General features: G+C 52.0%; 14 protein-coding genes. 10 read left to right on the top strand and 4 right to left on the bottom strand.

What is annotated here, in order from left to right:
* Positions 1-22: 22 nt before the first annotated feature.
* Positions 23-1,195, bottom strand: a complete 1,173-nt coding sequence (gene dnaX, locus BUB55_RS00380) for a DNA polymerase III subunit gamma/tau (protein ID WP_234971735.1) — start codon at positions 1,193-1,195, stop codon at positions 23-25.
* A gap of 173 nt (positions 1,196-1,368) precedes the next feature.
* On the opposite strand from dnaX, the gene BUB55_RS00375 reads away from it, so the two are divergent.
* Positions 1,369-1,749 carry a hypothetical protein gene (locus tag BUB55_RS00375; protein WP_073187201.1) on the top strand — a complete coding sequence of 127 codons (381 nt, stop codon included), beginning with the start codon at positions 1,369-1,371 and terminating at the stop codon, positions 1,747-1,749.
* Between the two features lie 87 nt (positions 1,750-1,836).
* Here the strand turns inward: BUB55_RS00375 and pheT are convergent, their stop codons facing one another.
* Positions 1,837-4,275 carry a phenylalanine--tRNA ligase subunit beta gene (pheT, locus tag BUB55_RS00370; RefSeq protein WP_073187200.1) on the bottom strand — a complete coding sequence of 813 codons (2,439 nt, stop codon included), beginning with the start codon at positions 4,273-4,275 and terminating at the stop codon, positions 1,837-1,839.
* Positions 4,276-4,384: 109 nt separating this feature from the next.
* Between pheT and BUB55_RS00365 the strand changes: the two genes are divergently transcribed.
* Positions 4,385-7,099, top strand: a complete 2,715-nt coding sequence (locus tag BUB55_RS00365; protein WP_073187198.1) for a TIGR02171 family lipoprotein — start codon at positions 4,385-4,387, stop codon at positions 7,097-7,099.
* On the opposite strand, the gene BUB55_RS00360 is transcribed toward BUB55_RS00365, so the two are convergent.
* Positions 7,083-9,845, bottom strand: coding sequence for a TIGR02171 family lipoprotein (locus BUB55_RS00360; protein ID WP_073187197.1), 2,763 nt, complete (start codon positions 9,843-9,845; stop codon positions 7,083-7,085). The two genes, BUB55_RS00365 and BUB55_RS00360, sit on opposite strands and share 17 nt — an antisense overlap.
* Before the next feature lie 22 nt (positions 9,846-9,867).
* Entirely contained in the window at positions 9,868-10,908 is a 1,041-nt protein-coding gene (locus BUB55_RS00355) for an RluA family pseudouridine synthase (RefSeq protein ID WP_073187707.1), read from the bottom strand.
* A 193-nt stretch (positions 10,909-11,101) separates the two neighbouring features.
* Between BUB55_RS00355 and BUB55_RS00350 the strand changes: the two genes are divergently transcribed.
* From BUB55_RS00350 to BUB55_RS00315, 8 genes are all read left to right on the top strand, one after another.
* The gene (locus tag BUB55_RS00350; protein WP_083596796.1) at positions 11,102-11,965 is read left to right on the top strand and encodes a TIGR02147 family protein; all 864 of its coding nucleotides are present in this window, start codon (positions 11,102-11,104) and stop codon (positions 11,963-11,965) included.
* Entirely contained in the window at positions 11,962-14,775 is a 2,814-nt protein-coding gene (locus BUB55_RS00345; RefSeq protein ID WP_073187195.1) for a fibrobacter succinogenes major paralogous domain-containing protein, read from the top strand. The genes BUB55_RS00350 and BUB55_RS00345 overlap by 4 nt, the downstream gene beginning before the upstream one ends.
* 156 nt (positions 14,776-14,931) lie before the next feature.
* The gene (locus tag BUB55_RS00340; RefSeq protein ID WP_073187193.1) at positions 14,932-15,141 is read left to right on the top strand and encodes a type II toxin-antitoxin system VapB family antitoxin; all 210 of its coding nucleotides are present in this window, start codon (positions 14,932-14,934) and stop codon (positions 15,139-15,141) included.
* Positions 15,141-15,527, top strand: coding sequence for a type II toxin-antitoxin system VapC family toxin (locus BUB55_RS00335; RefSeq protein ID WP_073187192.1), 387 nt, complete (start codon positions 15,141-15,143; stop codon positions 15,525-15,527). Before BUB55_RS00340 ends, BUB55_RS00335 begins: the two co-directional genes overlap by 1 nt.
* A gap of 13 nt (positions 15,528-15,540) precedes the next feature.
* Positions 15,541-16,848, top strand: a complete 1,308-nt coding sequence (locus BUB55_RS00330) for a deoxyguanosinetriphosphate triphosphohydrolase (protein ID WP_073187190.1) — start codon at positions 15,541-15,543, stop codon at positions 16,846-16,848.
* A gap of 92 nt (positions 16,849-16,940) precedes the next feature.
* A complete protein-coding gene (locus BUB55_RS00325) occupies positions 16,941-17,495 on the top strand; it encodes an HAD family hydrolase (protein ID WP_234971734.1) in 555 nt (184 codons plus the stop codon).
* A gap of 16 nt (positions 17,496-17,511) precedes the next feature.
* Positions 17,512-18,642, top strand: coding sequence for a hypothetical protein (locus BUB55_RS00320; RefSeq protein WP_234971733.1), 1,131 nt, complete (start codon positions 17,512-17,514; stop codon positions 18,640-18,642).
* 126 nt (positions 18,643-18,768) lie between these two features.
* A complete protein-coding gene (locus BUB55_RS00315) occupies positions 18,769-19,401 on the top strand; it encodes a hypothetical protein (protein ID WP_143152818.1) in 633 nt (210 codons plus the stop codon).
* Positions 19,402-19,503 lie beyond the last annotated feature (102 nt).

Here is a 19,503-nt window from a genome sequence, read left to right as displayed (position 1 = left end):
TGCGTCAATGGCGGCCGAAACTTCAGCTACTTTTTTTTTTTAACGCCTCGTCGGAGGCGCTTTTGGGGTCGTTGATAGCGGCGAGCGCGCGTCGAAGGTCCGTCAAGCGGTCAAGCCACGCCATGCGGGCGAAAGTCGTCTCTACAAGGAGCCGCGGGTTGGTGCTGTAGCGGAGGCTTGACTGCAGGTCGATGAGCATCTTGGAAATGCGGAGAAGGTCGCCGTTGCTGAGCCCAAGACCGGTGGTCTTGAATTTTGAATAAAGTTCCTCGGTAATGGAGAGGTCGTCGGCGGTAAACGCGTCGATGCGCGTGTACAGCAGGTTTCTGAGGAACTTGCCGAAACCGTCCAATAACGGAGTGAACTCGATGCCGCGGGTGCAGGCGTCGTCCACCATCTTGAACACTCCCTTGAGGTCGTGACCTTCGATGGCGCTGATAAGGTTGAAAAAGAGCTCTACCGGCGGGATGCCCAAAATGCTGCGAACGGCGTCGGCGGTCATTTCGCTCCCGGTAAAGGCGTACGCCTGGTCAAAGTAGGTGAGACCGTCGCGCATGGAACCGTCGGCTTTTTCGGCGAAAATGTCGAGGGCTTCGTCGGTCGCGTTGATGCCCTCTTGCTCGCAAATGAAGCGGAGACGGCTGCGGATTTGGTCCATGGTGAGGCGTTTGAAGTCAAAGCGCTGCACGCGGCTCAAAATGGTCTGCGGAACCTTGTTTACTTCGGTCGTCGCAAAAATGAAAATCACGTGTTCGGGCGGTTCTTCGAGCGTCTTTAAGAGGGCGTTGAAGGCCCCGGTCGAGAGCATGTGGACTTCGTCGATGATGAACACCTTGTACTTGCCAATCACGGGCGGGTACTGCACGCGTTCAAGCACGTCGCGGATGTTGTCGACGCCTGTGTTGGAGGCGGCGTCGATTTCCAAAACGTCCATCGGGTTTCCGCCGTCAATGTCCTTGCAGCTGTCGCAAACGCCGCACGGGTGCAGCGGGTCGCCGCCCTTGCAGTTGAGGGTACGGGCTAGGATGCGGGCGGAAGTGGTCTTGCCCACACCACGGGTGCCGGTAAAGAGGAATGCGCGGTGGAGACGGTCTCCTTCAATCGCATTCTGGAGCGTTTTGGCAATATGCTCCTGCCCGACCATGTCGGAAAAAGATTTGGGGCGCCACTTGCGCGCCATTGCAACGTAAGCCATGCGTAAAGTATAGTAAAAAATGATGCGAGTTCCGAGTTCTAAGTTGCTAGTTACTAGAGTTGCTTTGGAATAAAACTCTTGTAACGTCAAAAACTAGTAACTAGCCCGAAGGGCGAAGTAACTAGTAACTGGTAACTTTTTTATTATTTGTATAGAAAACCACGAGGTACGCTATGAAACCAGATATGGCTCTTTTGATTCTTGCTTGGCAGGTTGCCTGCCTTTTTCATGAGAAGGAAGTAGAAAAGCTCCTACCGGGCGCGACCTCGGCGACCGAGGCCGAAAGCGCGGAACTTGACAAGATTCACGACGAAATGACGCCCGACGTTTCTTGGGACGAACTGAACGAAGCCTACGCCGACTTCCAAAATGCCAAGGACCGTACCGACGCTTGCATCCTCGCCCTGAAGAACGAGCCTCCTGAGTGCAAGGCCCGCGTGCTCGAGGCTATGGTCCGCATTGCTGCGGCAAGCAAGGAGAACGATAACGAAGATGCGATTTCGCCCGAGGAACGCAATTTTATTGAAGAAGTCCAGAGTCGCCTTGCCGAATAAGGGCTTTGAATTCCGGGTGTAAAAAAAGCTGCCTTATGGCAGCTTTTTTTATGCTGGGCTGGGATCGCCATGGCAACCGGTAGTTAATTACCTGAGGACGATGTCACCGTTCTGCACGAGCTTTTCGCGGAGCTTGTTGTGCGCCTTGTTGACTTCGTCGTCGGTGAGCGTGCGGTCCATTGCCTGGTAGACGAGGCTGTACACCATGTTCTTTTTGCCGGCCTCGATCTTTTCGCCTTCGTAGATGCTCTTGAGGGTGATCTTCGCGAGGTTCTTCGGGTTGAAGCTTTTGATGCGGGCGAGCACTTCTTCGTGCGTCATTGCCTTGGTGACTTCAATCGAGATGTCGCGGCTCGAGGGCACCTGGCGGCTGAACGGCTGGAACACAATCTTCTTGTGCGATTCCTTCACGAGCTTGTCCATGTCGGCTTCGAGCACGTAGGTGTCGTACGTGATTTCGTTTGCTGCCATGGCCGAGGGGTGGAGCGCGCCGAACGTCGCAACGGAATTGCCGTTCACGAGGACTTCCGCCTGCTTACCCGGGTGGAGGAATACTTCGAGCTTTTGAGGGACGCGGATTTCGACCACGAAGCCCAGACGCTTGAAGAACGAGACCACGAGACCCTTGAAGGAGGCAAAGTCAATCTGCTTGGGCTTGTCGTTCAGCGGGTCCACGTCAAAGGCGCCTGCGACAGCGATGGCCACGAGGTTCGATTCATCGAATCCCGGGTCGCGCACGTCCTTGCGGTCGCGCTTGAACTGGCCCTTGGCGACTTCGAACAAGCGAATGTTGCCGGGGCGGTTCTTTTCGTTTTCGGCGACGGCCTTGAGGAGGTTCGGGAGAAGGCTTGTGGGCACGGCTCCCAGTTCTTCGCTAAGCGGGTTCAGCAAAAGCGCGGGCATGCTCCTCTTGTCGGCGTCGTTTGCGGCACCGAACAGGGCCTCGGTACGTGCCTTGCTCGTAAAGCGGAGCGAGAGGCATTCGTGGAGTCCCATGGCCGAGAGCGTCTTGCGGATTTTGCGGTTCAAAACTTCAATCGCCGGAAGTTCGTTCGGCTGCATGGTGAATTTCGGGAGGCTGTACGGGATGTTGTCGAACCCGATGAGGCGCGCGATTTCTTCGATGAGGTCCACCTCGCGGGTGAGGTCGGGGCGGAAACTCGGGATGCGGAACGTGATGGAATCGGCATCCTTCGTAATTACTTCGAGGCAGATGCCCGTGAGGAGCTTTTCGATTTGCTCGGTCGTCACTTCCATGCCGATGACCTTCGCTGCACGTTCGGTGCGGAGCGTCACCTGGTCCAGTTCCTTTTTGTGGTCGTCGCCGGTGTATTCGACTGAGCCCTTCAAAATGCGACCGCCGGCCAGTTCCTGGATCATGGCGCAGGCGTAACGGCTGTATTCGTCCTGGGTGCAGAAGTCGATTTCGCGTTCAAAGCGATAGCTGGAGTCGGTCGTGATGCAAAGGCGCTTGCTTTGCTTACGGACGATGGTCGGGTTGAACCAGGCGCTCTCGAGGAACACGTTCTTGGTCGCGTCGACGATTTCGGATTCTACGCCACCCATGACACCTGCGACGCAGGCGGGACGGTCGCCGTCGCAAATCACGAGGTCGCTTTCCAAAAGTTCGTGGGCGGTGTGGTCGATGGTCTCGATCTTTTCGCCCTTCACGGCGCGGCGAACCTTGATGGTCTTCCCGTTCAACTGATCCATGTCAAAGCTGTGGAGCGGCTGGCCCACGTCCATCAAAATGAAGTTCGTGACGTCGACCACGTTGTTGATGCTGTTCATGCCCACCGCGTGCAAGAGTTTCGCGAGCCAGGCGGGAGACTTTTCGACCTTCACGTCTTTGATGACGCGGCCCACGTAGCGGGTGCAGCCGCAACCCGGAACTACTTCGAGGCTGATGGCGGAACTTGCCGCCTCGGCGTCTTCCTTGAGTTCGTACTGGAGGGGCTTGAGCGGGCGGTTGAACTTGGCAGCGAGTTCACGGGCGACTCCGCGGTGGCTTAGGGCGTCGGGACGGTTCGGGGTCACGTTCAGTTCGTAGCACACGTCGTACATACCGAGCGAAACAAACGGGGTGCCCGCCGGGATGCTGTCGTCCAAGACCATGATGCCCGCGTGGTCGTCGCTGAGGCCAATCTCGTCTTCGGCGCAAATCATGCCGAAGCTCTCGACACCGCGGATCTTGGATTTCTTCATCTTGAGCTTGGTGCCGTCGGGGAGCGGGAGTTCCGCGCCAATCGGGGCGAGCACCACAGTCTGGCCTGCGGCCACGTTCGGGGCGCCGCAAACTACCTGGAGCGTCTCCTTTCCATCGTTCACCGTGGTGATATGCAGGTGGTCACTATCGGGGTGCGGTTCGCATGTGAGAACCTTCGCTACGATAAGCTTGTCGTAGACCTTGCCCGGTTCTTCCATGCCTTCGACTTCAAGGCCAATGGAGGTGAGGGCCTTTGCAACCTCTTCCGCAGATTCCGGAAGATCAACGTGACGCCTGAGCCAATTCAAAGAAACTTTCATTTTTTTATTCCTCTTGGAACGCTAAATTTCGCGCGAAAATATAGGAATTTTTGCTCCCGTTTGTGAATTGGCGGGGATCGGTTGCCAGTAAAATGGTAAATTTGCGCACATGAAATTCGTCGGCAGATTGGTTTTGGTTTGGAGTTTGAGCCTTTTGGGCGCATGCTCCAATTCCGTGTTGCCTGACGACGATTCCTTTGTGCTTTCGCATTCCTACGTTTTGGCGGATTCCTTGGCGAGCGACATGGTTCGTATCTTGGCGACAGGGAAAAGCGTTTCCTTGGGTTCCAATGAGGGGCTTATCAAGGAAAGACCCTCTATGAGGGCCGAATTCGGTTACGATTATTCGATAGGGCGCCATGAGGTTACCTGTAGCGAATACAACAAGTTCATGAGCAAACACGCCAAGGTTTATTGCCCCAGCACGGGGCGTCCTGCTGCCGATGTCACTTTTTACGATGCGGTTCTTTTTGCCAATGCCAGAAGCAAGGACGAGGGGCTTGATACCGCCTACACTTATGTGGGAACCTCCTTTGACGACAAAGGGCATTGTGTGGGATTGGAAGGCTATGCTTTTAACCCTAATGTAGACGCCTACCGTTTGCCGACCGAGGCCGAATGGATGCTTGCGGCGAGTGTGGATTGGTCTCCCCGTAAATCTTTGTTTTACGGAACCAGGCTCGCTGAGTATTTGAACTTAGGGACTCACGAAGTTTGCAAGACCAATATGGACGCCACCTTTTGTGATATGGAGGGGAACGTCATGGAGTGGGTCAATGACTGGCTTGGGCTCTTTAAAGATACGACTGTTGCCAATTATGTGGGGGCTCCCAATGGAGGGAACCTCGGTGAACGCGTCCTCAAGGGAGGTAGTTACCGGACAGACCTCGCTACTTTTAAGCCCTATTCTAGAGGGGATGTCTATACAATCACCTCGACTACAAGGACTTATTACTTGGGATTCCGTCTTGCGTTTGGAAAAATCCCCAATCCCACGTATCTGACTTCGACTGGCAAGGTGAGCGAAACTCCTGTTGTGCCCATTGCAAATGCAGTGAGAGTCCACGACTTGACGGGGACATTTAAAACCAAGCTGGTCTTTAGGAATGATGCGACGGGAAATTTGGCGTATGTGGATTACTCTATTGGGGGAATGTCTGCCATAGAAATAGAGGATACCCTTGATGCCTATCATCCTGAAATTTCCCCTGACGGAAAGCTCGTGGCTTTTTGTACGGGAATTGAAGGCGTCGAAGGAAAATCCTCTGTCTATGTACGGGAACTGACGGCGAAGGGATCCCGTGCGGTTCGGTTGGATGTCGAGAGCGCGGCGATTCCGCGGTGGAGAGTCCTTGAAAATGGCGATACCGCCATTGTGTATGTGAGTGGTGCTGCCAACAACAAATCTGACGCTGATTTTGCCAAGGCGAGCACATGGCAGGTCGTTTTTGCCAATGGCGAGTTCAAGACGCCTCAAAAACTTTTTGACGGGTCTTATCATGGAGGGGTTAGCGACGACGGTGCCCTTGCTGTGACGGGAGCCAGGCTTTTGCGGGCTAGGGTCCATGGAGCCAATACGCTGTGGTATAGTGGGGAGCAGGCTTGCAATGTGAGCCTTTCTAAAATAGGGAAACAGACCCTGTTCTTGGATTTTGGTGGCGCTCCGGGACGGAAATTTACTGGTGTGAATTATGGAACCCACGAGATGATCTTGATTGTCGATAGCCTTGGAAACCTGGTTCAGGGGATTCCTTCTCCATCGGGCTACAGTTTTGATCATACGGAGTGGGCGGACGACCTTGTTGTGGCGACGTTGACGAATGCAGGCGGTTCTCACGAAAAAATAGTGTTGTTGAATCCCAAGGACAGTTCTGTGATGGATCTGGTCAAGGGCGACGAAATTTGGCACCCGAGTTTGTGGATTCAAAAAAGTGAAGGCTCTAGTGAAAATTACGTCGACATAGACAGCGCTGGAGTTTACTATGGGTATAGTGTTTTTTATGGCTATTCCTCGGCAACAGCGGAAGTGGCAATTAAAATTCAGAAATTCTGGCAGGTGTATAAAGAAGTAGAGTTTATTTCCATGGGAAGCTCCATGATTTTAAATGCGGTCATTGACGATTCCATTACCGCATATAAGCCGCTCAATATGGCATTTACGCTTGGTGACCTTTTTGCAATCCGGTTCTTGTTGGATACCTATGTGTTCCCCTTTGCCAAAAACGTGAAAGTTATTATGATAGAGTTGAATCCGGGCTTTATGTTTAGGACTCGTCAGGAGTTTTGGAACTTCATTTATAGCAACTCTCCTGGCTTGAAATATGACAGAAATCATTTGAGTGAAGCTACCAAGGATGACATTGCGAGGTATAGTCAGGTTCAGGAATATTCCATGGATTTGCTTTCGTCAGACTACATTGAGGGAACATTCTTGTTGCCCACGATTGATTGGAACAAGGCAAGCGTGACCGTGGATACTACCCTCCGCGAATGGGATGACCGAAATTTGAAAAACTCGTTTAGTTCATTGGCTGCAATTAAGCGGAAAGCAGAAGAGCGTGGAATCAAGGTGTTCCTCGCGATTACGCCACGAAGCCCGGACTATAGGAGTACGGGAAGTTATTGCCTTTTTGGACCTCGCCGTTCTGTGGCCGAGAAGATTATCCAAAAAGCCAAGGACATGGGTTTTTACGTGTTTGACGAAAACAAGGGCGGCAACCACGATTACAGCGATCGCATGGCTAATAACAGCGTGCATTTAAGTATCGAGGGCGCAAAACAATTCACGTCTCGCCTGGATTCGTTGCTCAAGGCAAGGTTTTAAGCAGCGAATCAATTTTCGTGGTGATACGGTGTGCTCCGTCGTGACCAAGGTGGTCGGAATCGCGAGCCACGTCCCCGTAAAAGTCGTGGTTTCCCATTTGGTTCGCGTCAAAGAAAGTGAAGTTGGGGTATGTTTTGCTGAGGTCGGCAATCTCCTGCAATAGAGCCGGCGCCTTGCTGCGTTGAATTCCCTCTTTCCCATAAGCGCCTGTGTTGCGGTAGTTGGGGTTCGAGGGGAGTTCCACGCCAACGACACGAATGTTTTTGGCCTTGGCGAGCTTCAAGGTCTCTTCGATGTAGTTGAAGTTCTCGCGGTACGAGGCCGAGTCCACGGCACTCCAAATGGTGTCGCGGACAATCTCGGGTACAGCGGGCCAAGGATGCCCTGGGCCGTCGTCGTAGCCACGGGGTGGTAGCAGGTGGATGGCGTAGGATTCGCGACCAAGCGCCCCGTGGGTCATTTCGTACATTTCGGAGACGTCTTCACCGGCCCAGAATTTGTGGTTCTCGTCATAGGTGTAGCCGGGGAGATTCTTATACAGGGTAAGGAAAAAACTGGATGACGACGGCACCACAAAGCGGTCCATGTCGAGGCCGATGACAATGTATTTTAGCTTTGGCATCAGGTTCAGTACGTAGTTCTTTGCCAAAAAGTACACTCCGTGGTTGACGTTGAAGGGCACAGCCATGTTGATTGCCAAATCGGGACTGGTGATGTTCTCGGGTACCAATCCGTAGTGGGACCTGGAGGAACCGAGGAACACCGTGGTGGCGGAATCCTTGAACTGCCAGAACGATTCCATTTTGTAGCGCCACTGGATGACGTTTTCGGGGTAGCCGGGAATAAAGTAGATGCCGGCGCTGTCGGGGTTTAAATGGGTGGAGCTGTTCGCAGGATCCGTCCGTTTGACCCAAAGGCAGGGGTGCCACAGGTCGTCGCTCTCGGCGAGGTCGGTGACCGTTCCCAGGTTGGGGTCGATAAGGACGATTTTCCCGTGGAGACCGTTGTTGTCGGCGAGGGTCGCCACGATGTTGGAGTGGATTCCGTCGGAAGCCCATTCCACATGGTCGTAAGTGTATCCGCTTTTTGCCTTGATTGCCTGGAGGAGTTTGCCGGTGCTGTCGGCGATAAAGGCGTATTCGCGGGCGGTGTAGGAACTGCCTACGTAGCCGGAACCCGTTTCCCCGCCAAAGTCCAGGAATACGGTGCGCTTGGTGCCGTCCATCGCGAGACTTGCGTTGCACGCCTGATTGCCGTTGTACCAAATGGTGTCGACTCCGTTCACGCGGGCACGGAGGAGCCTTGCTCCAGTTACGGCGAGTTTGCCGTCGCTGCTGATGCCGCCGTGGTAGGCTCCATCAAAGAGCTTTTCGGGAGTGCCGAATTTGCCGTTCTCGAACTTGACTTGCCAAGTGCTGGTGGCGGCGAATGTCGCGTTGTCCTTGTTGTTGCCGGCGTCGGTCACGTAGGTGATGACGGTGTCGCCGTTCTCCAGGACGCGCCACCGCGGGATGGCTGCGCTTTCGACGTCAAGTTCCACATGCTTGATTCCGGTCTCGTTTAAGTCACGCACGTACAGTTTGGATTTGCCGGTGACCCCTTCGAGGTTCGTGCAGAACGCGACGTATTTGCCGTCGGGAGAGATGTCGGGGTGGTAGGCGTTCAGCGTGTCGTTGATCTCGATGACGGCGGGGATGTCTTCATTGTACTTGATGAGGTTGAGCTTTTGCGAAACATCGTTGCGGAACACCAGCTTGGCGTTGTAGGTCTTGTAGATGTTCTTGATGATGCTCGCGCTTGCGAGGGGGATGGTCCTGCTTATGACGGTGTTTTTGCTGCCGTCCATCCAGGTGGGGTTGGGGATGGCGCCCAGGGCAAGGCGGAAGCCGATGTAGGCGGAGCGTGTTGCCGAGGTGATGGTGTAGATGTCGTTGCGGCTGAACAGGGTTATGGAGGCTTCGCTGTTGGCGTAGCAGCCCCCCTTGACAACTCGTTTGCCGATAATCCCCCCGTCAGGGGCTCCGGTGTAGTTCACGACGGTCGTATCAAAGAGGGGGCTGTACCAGTCATTTGCCCATTCCATCACGTTCCCGGCGAAGTCGCAATAGCCTTGGCTGTCGTTGCCAATGGAGCACACCTTGTGCGAAGTGAAATTTGAATTGGATGCGTTCCAGCTTTTTTGGGGTTTCCACCCCTTGGAGGCAACATAGGTCCACTCGGATTCGGTGGGCAGGCGGAAACCGTTGGCGTCGTTGTGGAAGGCGAAACTCTCGAGGTTCAGCACGTGCCCTTCGGTGTCGTAGAGTATGTTGGTGTAGCTGTAGGCGGTATCCAGGTGGTGAGCCTTGCTCTTGGCGTTCAAAAACAGCACGGCGTCAAAGAACGAGACGTTTGCCACTGGGAGGCTGTCGTCGGCACAAACGGCTGTTTTTATTGGCGGGTAGGGGATGAAGGCAAAGAATTCGCCGCAGGTGACTTCGCGGGTCCCGATGTAGTAATCGTAGTCTATCGAAACTTTCATCTTGTTTTCGAGTTCAGCCACCTTGCTCGCGTCGTCAATGAGATTCATGCCGATGAGGGCTTCGCTGGGGTAGGCGAATTGTGCCGAAGAATTGATGCTGCCGGAACTTTCGGGGACGCTGCTCGAGAGGTCCTCTTCGGGCGGGAGTTCCTCGGAACTGGACGAATGGTCGTCACAGGCGGCGAGCAAGAATAGACAAGATAATACCGATGCCCAAAGTTTCATCAAACGCTAACCCCTGAATTTTTTACCGTTCCCGGTTGAACCTGATGGGCTTCAGTTGCCGGATTATGTCATCGAGTTCCTTGGGAAGCGGGCAGTCGAGCACAATCTTGTTGCCCTTCCACACAAATTCGAGGCGGCAACTGTGCAAAAACAGCCGGTTCAACCCGAGTTCCTTTTTGACTTCGCGGTTGAGGGCAAAGTCGCCGTAACGGGTGTCGCCCAAGAGCGGGTGGCCGATGCTTGCGAAATGGGCACGGATCTGGTGCATGCGACCGGTCTCAAGCTTGATTTTTACGAGGTCGTAGCCCTCGTAGTGCTGCTTGACGCGGTAATGCGTAATGGCGCGCTGGGCGTCTTTGCCCGTTTCGCCGACCTTCATTTTGCTGCCCTTGGCGGCGTCGGTGCGGGTGAGGCTCTCGTCAATGGTGCCCTTGTCGCGTTTGAGGTTCCCCTTGACTAGCGCGTAGTAGAACTTGTCGACTTCGTGTTCGCGAATGAGGCGCGTGAGTTCACGGAGCGTGTCGCCATGGAGGGCGGCAATCAAAAGCCCCGAGGTTTCCTGGTCCAGGCGGTGGGCTATGGTGGGGCGGAAGTCGAGCCCTTCCTCGTTACCCCATTCCCAGAGGTATTCCACAAGGCTCTCGCCGGGGCGCGTGCCGCTGCCCGGTTGACTTGCGAGTCCCGAGGGCTTGTTCACAATCACGTAGTCCTCGGTCTGGATGACGATGTCGAGTTTTTTGGAGACGCCCCAAGCAGCGTTTTTCTCTTTTTCGGTCTTGGGCTTGCCCCAACCGGGATTTGCCGCGGTCGTTTCTGCGGGCTTTGCTGCGTGGGCGGTTCCGTCGCGTTCCTCTTCGGCCACGCTCTTGAAGTTTTCGTAGATGTTGACGACGTCGCCCTCGGCGAGCATCTGGTTCGCCTTGCCGACGACCCCGTTCACGCGCACCTTCTTTTTGCGGAGCACGGCGAAAAAGACCGACAACGATTCGTCGGGGAAGGCTTTACGCAAAAAGCGGTCCAGGCGCATGTTGGCGAAGTTTCTGTCGATGGTGCGTGTAATCATGCGGGACAAGTTAGAAAAAGTTGAAAGTGGAGAATGCGGCCAATTTGGCATGTATGGGCTTTTTTATCCGATTGTATACTGAATTTTAGCAAAAAATGACGTTTTATATTGAGAATTTGTGATTTTGCGCAAATTTAAGCAAATTTTATATTCTAAATATTGCAAAAATTGACTTTTTTATTTAATTTCATGAATGATGAAACCCGTCATGGAATATGTCGATTACCGGAGGTATATCCGGGATTTTTATAGGGAACGGAAGGCTGATTCCGCTGTTCCCTTTTCATGGGGAGTCTTTGCTAAAAAGGCGGGGATTGCTTCGCCGGTGTTTTTGCAATATGTGTGCGAAGGGAAAAAGAATCTAGGCGATAAGTCGGCGCCTCAAGTGGCTGCCGCAATGGGCCTTGTCGGGTACGAAGAAACTTACTTCTGTCTGCTGGTGGCGTATGCCAATGCAAAAAAGGATGCGGAAAAGAAGGCCGTGCTTGAACAGATTGGCGAGCTTGCGCGCATTCACAAGGTCCGCATTGTCGGGATCAAGGAATATGATTTCTTCAAGTCGTGGAAGAATTCGCTTTTGAGGGAACTGGCCTCTGCAATGCCGAAGGCTACGGCGAAACAGCTGTCCAAGGCGAGCAGGAACCGAATCCCGACGAGCGAAGTCCACGAAATTCTGGATTTTCTTGTGCGGGCGGGCTTCCTGGAACAGGGGGCGGATGGCGGTTATCGCGAATGTAATCGCTCCTTGCGTATGGATCCCCATGTGGCGAAGGCGGTATCTTCTGATTTACAGCGCCAGTATGCGGAGCTTGCCGTAGATGCCTTGAAAAATGAACCGCCCGAGAAGCGTAATATGACGGGACTCACCGTCGGGATTACTCGTGAATCTTATGACCGGGTTGTGGCGGAACTTGCGGAATGCAGGCGTCGCATCAATGCGATTGCGACCATGACGCCCAGGACCGACGAAGTCTATCGCTTGAACATGCAGTTCTTTCCGCTGACGGATATGAATTCTAAACAAAACAGACCTTCTGCCAAGAGGAGGAAAAAATGAGAAACTTTACCAAGAATAATGTCTTAGCGATCGTATCTAGCGTGGCACTGCTTTTCGCCGCTTGCGGCGACGACAGTAAAAATGCCGGGGGGTCTGTAGAAGACCAGGAGATTATTGCGATTTCCGACAAGACCGTTACGGGAGTCTCGCAGAAGGGACCGTTCGTAAACGGCTCCAGCGTGACTGTGCAGGAACTCAACGGAGAAACGCTGGCACAAACGGGTCTTGGCTTTGAAGGCAAAATCAAGAACGACATGGGCGAGTTCTCCGTGAAGGTGAACAAGCTGGAATCGCAGTATGCGCTCCTCAAGGCGAATGGTTTTTACCGGAACGAGGTTACCGGCGAAAAATCCAGGTCGCAGGTGACGCTCTATGCGCTTACGGACCTGTCCAAGCGCGATGAGGTGAACGTCAACTTGCTTACGCATTTGTCGTATGAACGCTCGCTGTACTTGGCTACGGAAGAAGAGTCTGTTTCTGTGGCAGAAGCAAAAAAACAGGCCGAAACCGAGGTGCTCAAATCCTTTGAAATAGAGGGGGATTTTGATGATGCCGAAGACCTGAATATTTTTGGCGAAAGCGACCAGAGTGCGGCACTCCTTGCCGTAAGCGTGCTTATGCAAGGAAATCTCTCTGAAGGTGATTTTAGCGAAAGATTGGCGAATTATGCTGCCGACATCGAGTCCGATGGTGTTTGGAACGATACGAAAACGGCAACGCAGATTGCCGACTGGGCGATTACGCAGAGCATGAGCGGCGGGCTAGCCTTGATTCGCAATAATATCGCAGGTTGGAAACTTTCTACCGGAGTCCCGGCGTTTGAAAAATATGTGGACAATTTCTGGTGGCGGAACTACGGCCTTGGGACATGCGATAAAGAGCGCGAAGGCGAGGTGAAGAAGAACCAGAATGCTGCAAGCGTTTATGCGGACAAGTACTTTATATGCAGGTCGAATTTGTGGTATGAGGCGACGGCGTTGGAATATGATACATATGAAAAGAAGTGTGATGAAGATGGCAAGATAGTGTTCGGTAACGTGAATAAGGAACAACCATACGATTGTGATGGAAAATCTTGGCGTGTGGCGACAGAAGTCGAGGGAAAAATAGGTGGTTGCATCGAAAAACGCTTTAACGAAGTTGTAGAAGCTCTTGAAACGCATTACATCTGTGAAAAACGCGAATGGCGTGAGGCGACGGATATCGAGAAAGATACATACAAATGGAAAGATGGAAAAGATGGTGACGTAAAAAATGGTGATGTAGTCAAGTCTAACTGCTATGTGTTTGAGGATAGTAGTTGGCGAAGCGGGTATGAAAGCGATTGCTCTCTTGAATTGCGCGGGTGTACCAAGAACCGTCAAGATACGGTAGGACTTGGCAAGGATAATGTCTGGTATATTTGCGATGCAAAGAGCTGGCGCGAAGCGATAAATATTGAAAAGGATACTTTCGGATGGAAAGATTCTACTGATGGATCAATTAAGAAAGGAAATGTGACAGACGTTGTTTATGTGTTTGACAAGACCGTTTGGCGAATGGCAACTGAAGTCGAAGGAATGCTTGGTGGTTGCATCGAAAAACGCTTTAACGAAGTCGCAGAAGCCCTTGAAACGCATTTCATCTGTGAAAATCGCGAATGGCGTTTGGCGACGGATATCGAGAAAGATACATACAAATGGAAAGATGGAAAAGATGGTGACGTAAAAAATGGTGATGTAGTCAAGTCTAACTGCTATGTATTTGAAGATAGTAGTTGGTGCAGCGGGTCTGAAAGCGATTGTGCTCTTGAATTGCGCGGGTGTACCAAGAACCGTCAAGATACGGTAGGACTTGGCAAGGATAATGTCTGGTATATTTGCGATGCTAAGAACTGGCGCAAAGCGACAAACATTGAACAGGATACTGCGACTTGGGGTGTCGGAAAAAATGATGGAGAAATACGTACAGGCCAAATCAATAAAGACATCTATTACATGTATGATGCCGATAAGAAAATGTGGCGAAACGCGACATCCATTGAAATTGATACATATGACTATGAAAAGAATGAAAGAATTAAGTGCCTCGAATTTGGACAAGTAATCCATGGCAGCGTCAATGATGATTATGCGTATTTTTGTTATGGAAATGAATGGAAACTTTTTTATGGCAATGAAGCTATCTCCTATGGGAGATTGATTGATAAACGTGATGGACAAATTTATCGTACGGTTGAAATTGGTAGTCAGACATGGATGGCGGAAAATTTGAATTTTGCTGATGAAAGTATTTATCCGAGTATGATAAATGGAAATTGGTGCTATAAAAGCAAATCTGATAGTTGCATAAAATACGGAAGATTGTATTCCTGGAGTGCGGCTATTGATTCAATCTATTGGGCAAAACAGAATAAAAAGTGTGGTTATATTAAAGTTGATGATGAGGATGATTACGTTAATTGTGGTTTGCCTCAAACAGTCAAGGGGATTTGTCCCGAAGGGTGGCATGTGCCCAACAATGAGGAATGGAATGTATTGTATTCTAATGTGGGAAATGATTATAAAGCTATGCAAGCGAAGAATTTCCGCAATCATTGGAAGAATTCTTCGGATGATTTTGGTTTTTCTGCGCTGCCTTCTGGAGTCTATGATGGTTTAGAGCCGTTCGCTATTGGAGAAAACGCTACTTTTTGGAGTGCTTCTGAATTTAATGGTGAATTTGCTTACTTATGGCTTTTGTACGGAGAATCTTCTGCGCTTATTAGTGGTTATCATTATGGAAAGATAGATGGTCACTCCGTCCGTTGCATCAAGGACGAAGACGAATAGCGATCAAATACTGTCCATAAATGTGTAAGTTGAACACTGTCTGGACTTTTTTTAGACAGATAAGGCGTTTTTTAAATAAAAACGTCGCATTTTTGTGGCACGTATCTTGCTAAAATACGTACGGAACTATATATTTATCAGTGGAGAGGCTGTATAATGCCGTACGAATTACTGGAAGAAAAAATTTCAAAGATTCCCCTGCAGTATCTGCAGGAGATGTTGGATTTTGCTGATTTTCTCATCGCCAAAAATAGCGCATCGGCAAAGACTCCCAGAAAATCCTGTTTTGGGGCAATGAAAGATAAGATTACTTACATTGCTCCAGACTTCAATGCGCCAGTAGCTGACTTTGCGGATTACATGTAATGCAGTTTTTACTGGATACATGTGCTATTCTTTGGTATGCCCAAGGAAGTAGTGAGTTGCCGCGTTCCATTAAGGATTTAATGGAACGGGAACTTTGCTTTTACAGCATTGCCTCGTTATGGGAAATCGCGATTAAACAAAAATTGGGAAAAATTGATCTGGGCTTTTCTGTTGTAGAAGAGGCTAAACTGTGCGCTGATGCTGGATTCGTCCAATTAAGGATGACTCCTGAACATATTGAGCATACTAAATCATTGGAACTTATACATAGGGATCCGTTTGATCGTTTGATAATCAGCCAGGCTCAAACAGAAAATTTGACAATAATAACTAGTGACAAAACTATTCCCGGGTATCCGGTAAAAACCATGTGGTCAAACAATTAGCTATATTTACCGCATGCTCAACTGGGAAACTCTTTTGTCGGCGACGCGATACGGCCATCCTGCCGATCGCGACCCGAACCGCTCCGATTACCATCGCGATTACGACCGCATTGTTTTTTCTACCGCTTTTCGCCGCCTGGGCCGTAAGACTCAGGTACATCCCTTCTCGGTGAACGACCACGTGCACAGCCGCCTCACGCACAGCATCGAAGTCTCGAGCGTGGGCCGAAGCCTTGCTATCACCATTTTCCACCTGATCAAGCAGTATTTGCCCAAGTACATTAACGAGTACCAGTTCGGCACCATCGTGCAGTCGGCTTGCCTGGCGCACGACATAGGCAACCCGCCGTTCGGCCATGCGGGGGAGGCTGCCATACGCGAATGGTTCCGCAAGAACCGCACCAGCGCGCCGCTATGCGGCCTGAGCGAGAAGGAAATCGCCGATTTCGAGAATTTTGACGGCAACGCCCAGGGCCACCGCATTTTGAGCAAGCTGGAATACCACTTCCTTGACGGTGGCATGCGCCTCACGTACGCGACCATCGGCTCGATGATGAAGTACCCGCAAATCGCCAAGTACGGCTGCCCGACAAGCCTCTTTTCGACCGAGGCCGACCTCTACAGCATTACTGCGGAGACTCTCGGGCTTCCGCAAATCGATAGCGGCAAGTGGGTTCGCCACCCGCTGGTCTACCTCATAGAGGCTGCCGACGATATTTGCTATTCCATTCTCGATGTAGAGGACGCCATCGAGCTCGGCATCTTGACGTTTGCCGACGTGCGTGACATGTTCAGCTACTTGTGCGGCCCCGAGGTGAATATTGATCGCGAGTACGAGGAGAACGGGAGGAATTTTCGCGACTTTCTCAGCAGCATCCGCGGCAAGGCTATCCAGAACCTGATTGACGACGTGGCGGTCGTATTCGTGAACCATTACGAAGAAATCATGGAGGGCAAGCTTTCCAAGCACCTGATAGACCTCTCCAAGTCCGACGTGATGTGGGGAATCCGCATCGCGAAGCGCCTTGGCGTGGAGCGCATCTATCCGGACCGCCGTAAGACGGAACTGGAAGTGGGTAGCTACACGACGCTTGCCACCGTGCTCGACGCGTTCATCAACGGCGTGTACGACTACCGCCTGAACGGCAAGAATTCCTACCGCGCCGACCGCATTGTGCGCCTGATTGGTCAGGCGAAAATCGGGCAGAGCGTATCTGCTGCCGAGGCCTACCACCAGGTGCTCGACTTTGTGAGCGGCATGACGGACAACTACGCGACCTATCTGGCCCGCCAGATTGGCGGGCTTGCCATGGGAGTGTAGCTCTGATCTGGCTTTTTGACTACGACCTGACCCTGTATGGCGAAGAGGAACGCTTTGTCCTGGATTCGCTCGACAGGCGCATTGCCGAGTTTGTGCAAAAGACCGTGGGCGGTGACTTCGAGAATGCGACCCGCATCCGCAAGGATTACCTGCTGCGCTTTGGGACGACCCTCTCGGGGCTCATGGCGATGAACGGCACCGACCCCGACGACTTTTTTGACTTTATCCATGAGCCCAGGTATTTGATTTACCCCAAGGAGGCTCCCGAAAAGTACGCCCTCCTGCAAAAACTACCGGGCCCGAGGTACGTATTTACAAACGGTCGCCACGACTGGAGCGAGGCAGGCTTGGCTCACATGAAAATCGACAGCGCGATTGACGCGGTCTTTGACCTCAAGCAGCTGGGCTGGGAAGGCAAGCCCCATGAGAGCGCCTACCAAAAGATGGAAAAGTGGCTGGAATCCCGCGGGGAACTCCCCGAAAACAGGCGCGAAATCGTGCTTTTGGAGGATGCCCTGCGCAACTTGGAGCCTGCCCACGCCCGCGGCTGGACCACTATTTTGGTGAACCCCAAAGCGGAGGCCCCAAGTTGGGTGGATTTTCACATACCGCATTTGCTAAATTTACCTGAGACAGGATTGTGCTAGCTTTTTACGGTTTTATATGAAGAATCTTTCCATTGCCTTTGTTATGCTTTTCTCCCTGGTGCTTTTGCTTGCGCAGGCCTCGTTTGCGGCGACGGTGGGCGTGCCGGTCAAGGCGCGCAGCGGCTTTAGCAACATGAACGTGACGACGGAGTATTCGGAACTCCTCAAGGAGAAGAACGCGAGGAACGACAGCCTGCTCCCCGCGCTCGATGGCGACAAGGCCTTTGCCGAGGTGCTTCGCCTGAACCCCAACTTTTGGAGCCTGGGCGGTGCCGTCGAAAAGGAGGGCTCCCTGGTGACCAAGCTGAACGCGAAGGTCGTGTTCATTGACGGTATCCGCGAGGAGCCGTTCTGCGAATTGATTAAGGGCTCCACGAGCGATGCCGGCACATGGAATGTGCGCATTGGTGTGGACTTTGTTTCGGGCGGGTCCAATACGGTGCACATCCACGTGCAGCAGTGTCTGGACTACGTGCGCGACGAACTGGGTTACGCTATTAAGCAGGGCGACAAGGTGGTGGTGGTGCCCCCCAAGAAGGTGTTGGACAAGCTCAAGGAGAGCGAGATCCCCGACGCCATTGACCTCGACTTGCAACAGACCCTTTTAAAAGCTCACGAGGAAGTGGAACTGGATGGCAAGTGCCCTAAGAATATCGAGGCGTACATCATTTTGATGAACGTGTACAACCAGGTCAAAGACAAAAAGATGGACTACGTGGTCATCAACGACCAGTTGAACAAACAACGTAACGGTGGTCGCCGCGTGCAGAGCTGCGCCTTTAGCCGCGAGTGGAACAAGCGTTACCAGGAAAGCGCAAGCTTTGAGTGCGACATTGACAAGGACCGCTGCACTTACCGCCAGGAGAACGACGGCAACTCTGAATGGCAAATAAACTACGAACAGGACCGCTTTGAGTACATCAACAAGAAGTTCCTCTTCTTCAACAGGAACCCCAAGAGCATCCACAAGGGCGGCACCATGCTCGACCTTAGGCTCATCCGCCTCTCGACCACGCTCTATTTGGAAGCATACGTCAATTTGAAGGGCGAACCCGTGACGCTAGGGCTCATCATTGTCCCCGGTAGCGGCAAGACCCTCGAAGATTACGATGACGGCGAAGAGGACGAAGGCGCCCTGTTCGAGTAGCGACATCGTGTAAAAAAGAGTGACGCCAGTCGTTCAATATTGCCAAATAGATGTTTTTTTGTGAAATGGCTTGCGTAGTCAGTTTGCGGGGTGTATATTTGGAACAAGTGAAAATAGGAGGCCGTTATGAAAAACAAACTTTTAGCGATAGCTGCATCTGCAATGTTCTTTTTCGCCTGTTCGGACGATGCTTCGACCCAGGCGAATGGATCTTCGGCCCAGAATAACGAATCTCAATCCCTGGTGTCGGAAATGGAGCACGGCTCCAGCGTGCATAGCTCATGCCATTTCGACGAATCCTACTTTGATTATGTCGAAAACATGAAAAAGGGCGCCTTGAAAAAAGAGGCTTCCGACGATACTGCGGCTAGGGAATGGCAGCCGGACCGCAATTTCACGCTCGAAGAAAACGGGGATTCCGTTTTGGTGTCGATTGATGGGGTTGTCGCTGCTTGCAATAAGATTGTCAGGAAAGTCGACTTCCGTCAGGGTGGCGATACGCTTTATGTTACGCCGGTTTATGCTCCAGATGTTGAAACGACCTGCCTCTGTACGGGAGCCGGCCTGTCGTTCATGGTCGCGCAGGAATATGCCGGTATAAGGACTGTGGTCATCGGCGACGAAGTGTTCCCGTTTCGCGAACCTATTAGGCTTGGAGGATGCGAATCAGTGGAATTGCCGGAAGGTTGCGAGTGCCATATAGACATGATTGTCTGCCCCAATCTGGTGGAATCCATGCCGGATGCGTCCGATGATTAGGCGCGTTTGTTGATTTTTCCTTGAAAAATTACGTCAAAATGCCGGCCTATCCGGCATTTTTTATTATATATTTTATGTGGATTGATTTTTATAAGGAGTTCT

This window comes from Fibrobacter sp. UWP2, assembly GCF_900141705.1.
GTDB lineage: Bacteria > Fibrobacterota > Fibrobacteria > Fibrobacterales > Fibrobacteraceae > Fibrobacter.
The sequence above is the reverse complement of the archived record's forward strand: the minus strand, read 5'-3'. Positions and strand labels throughout refer to the sequence as shown.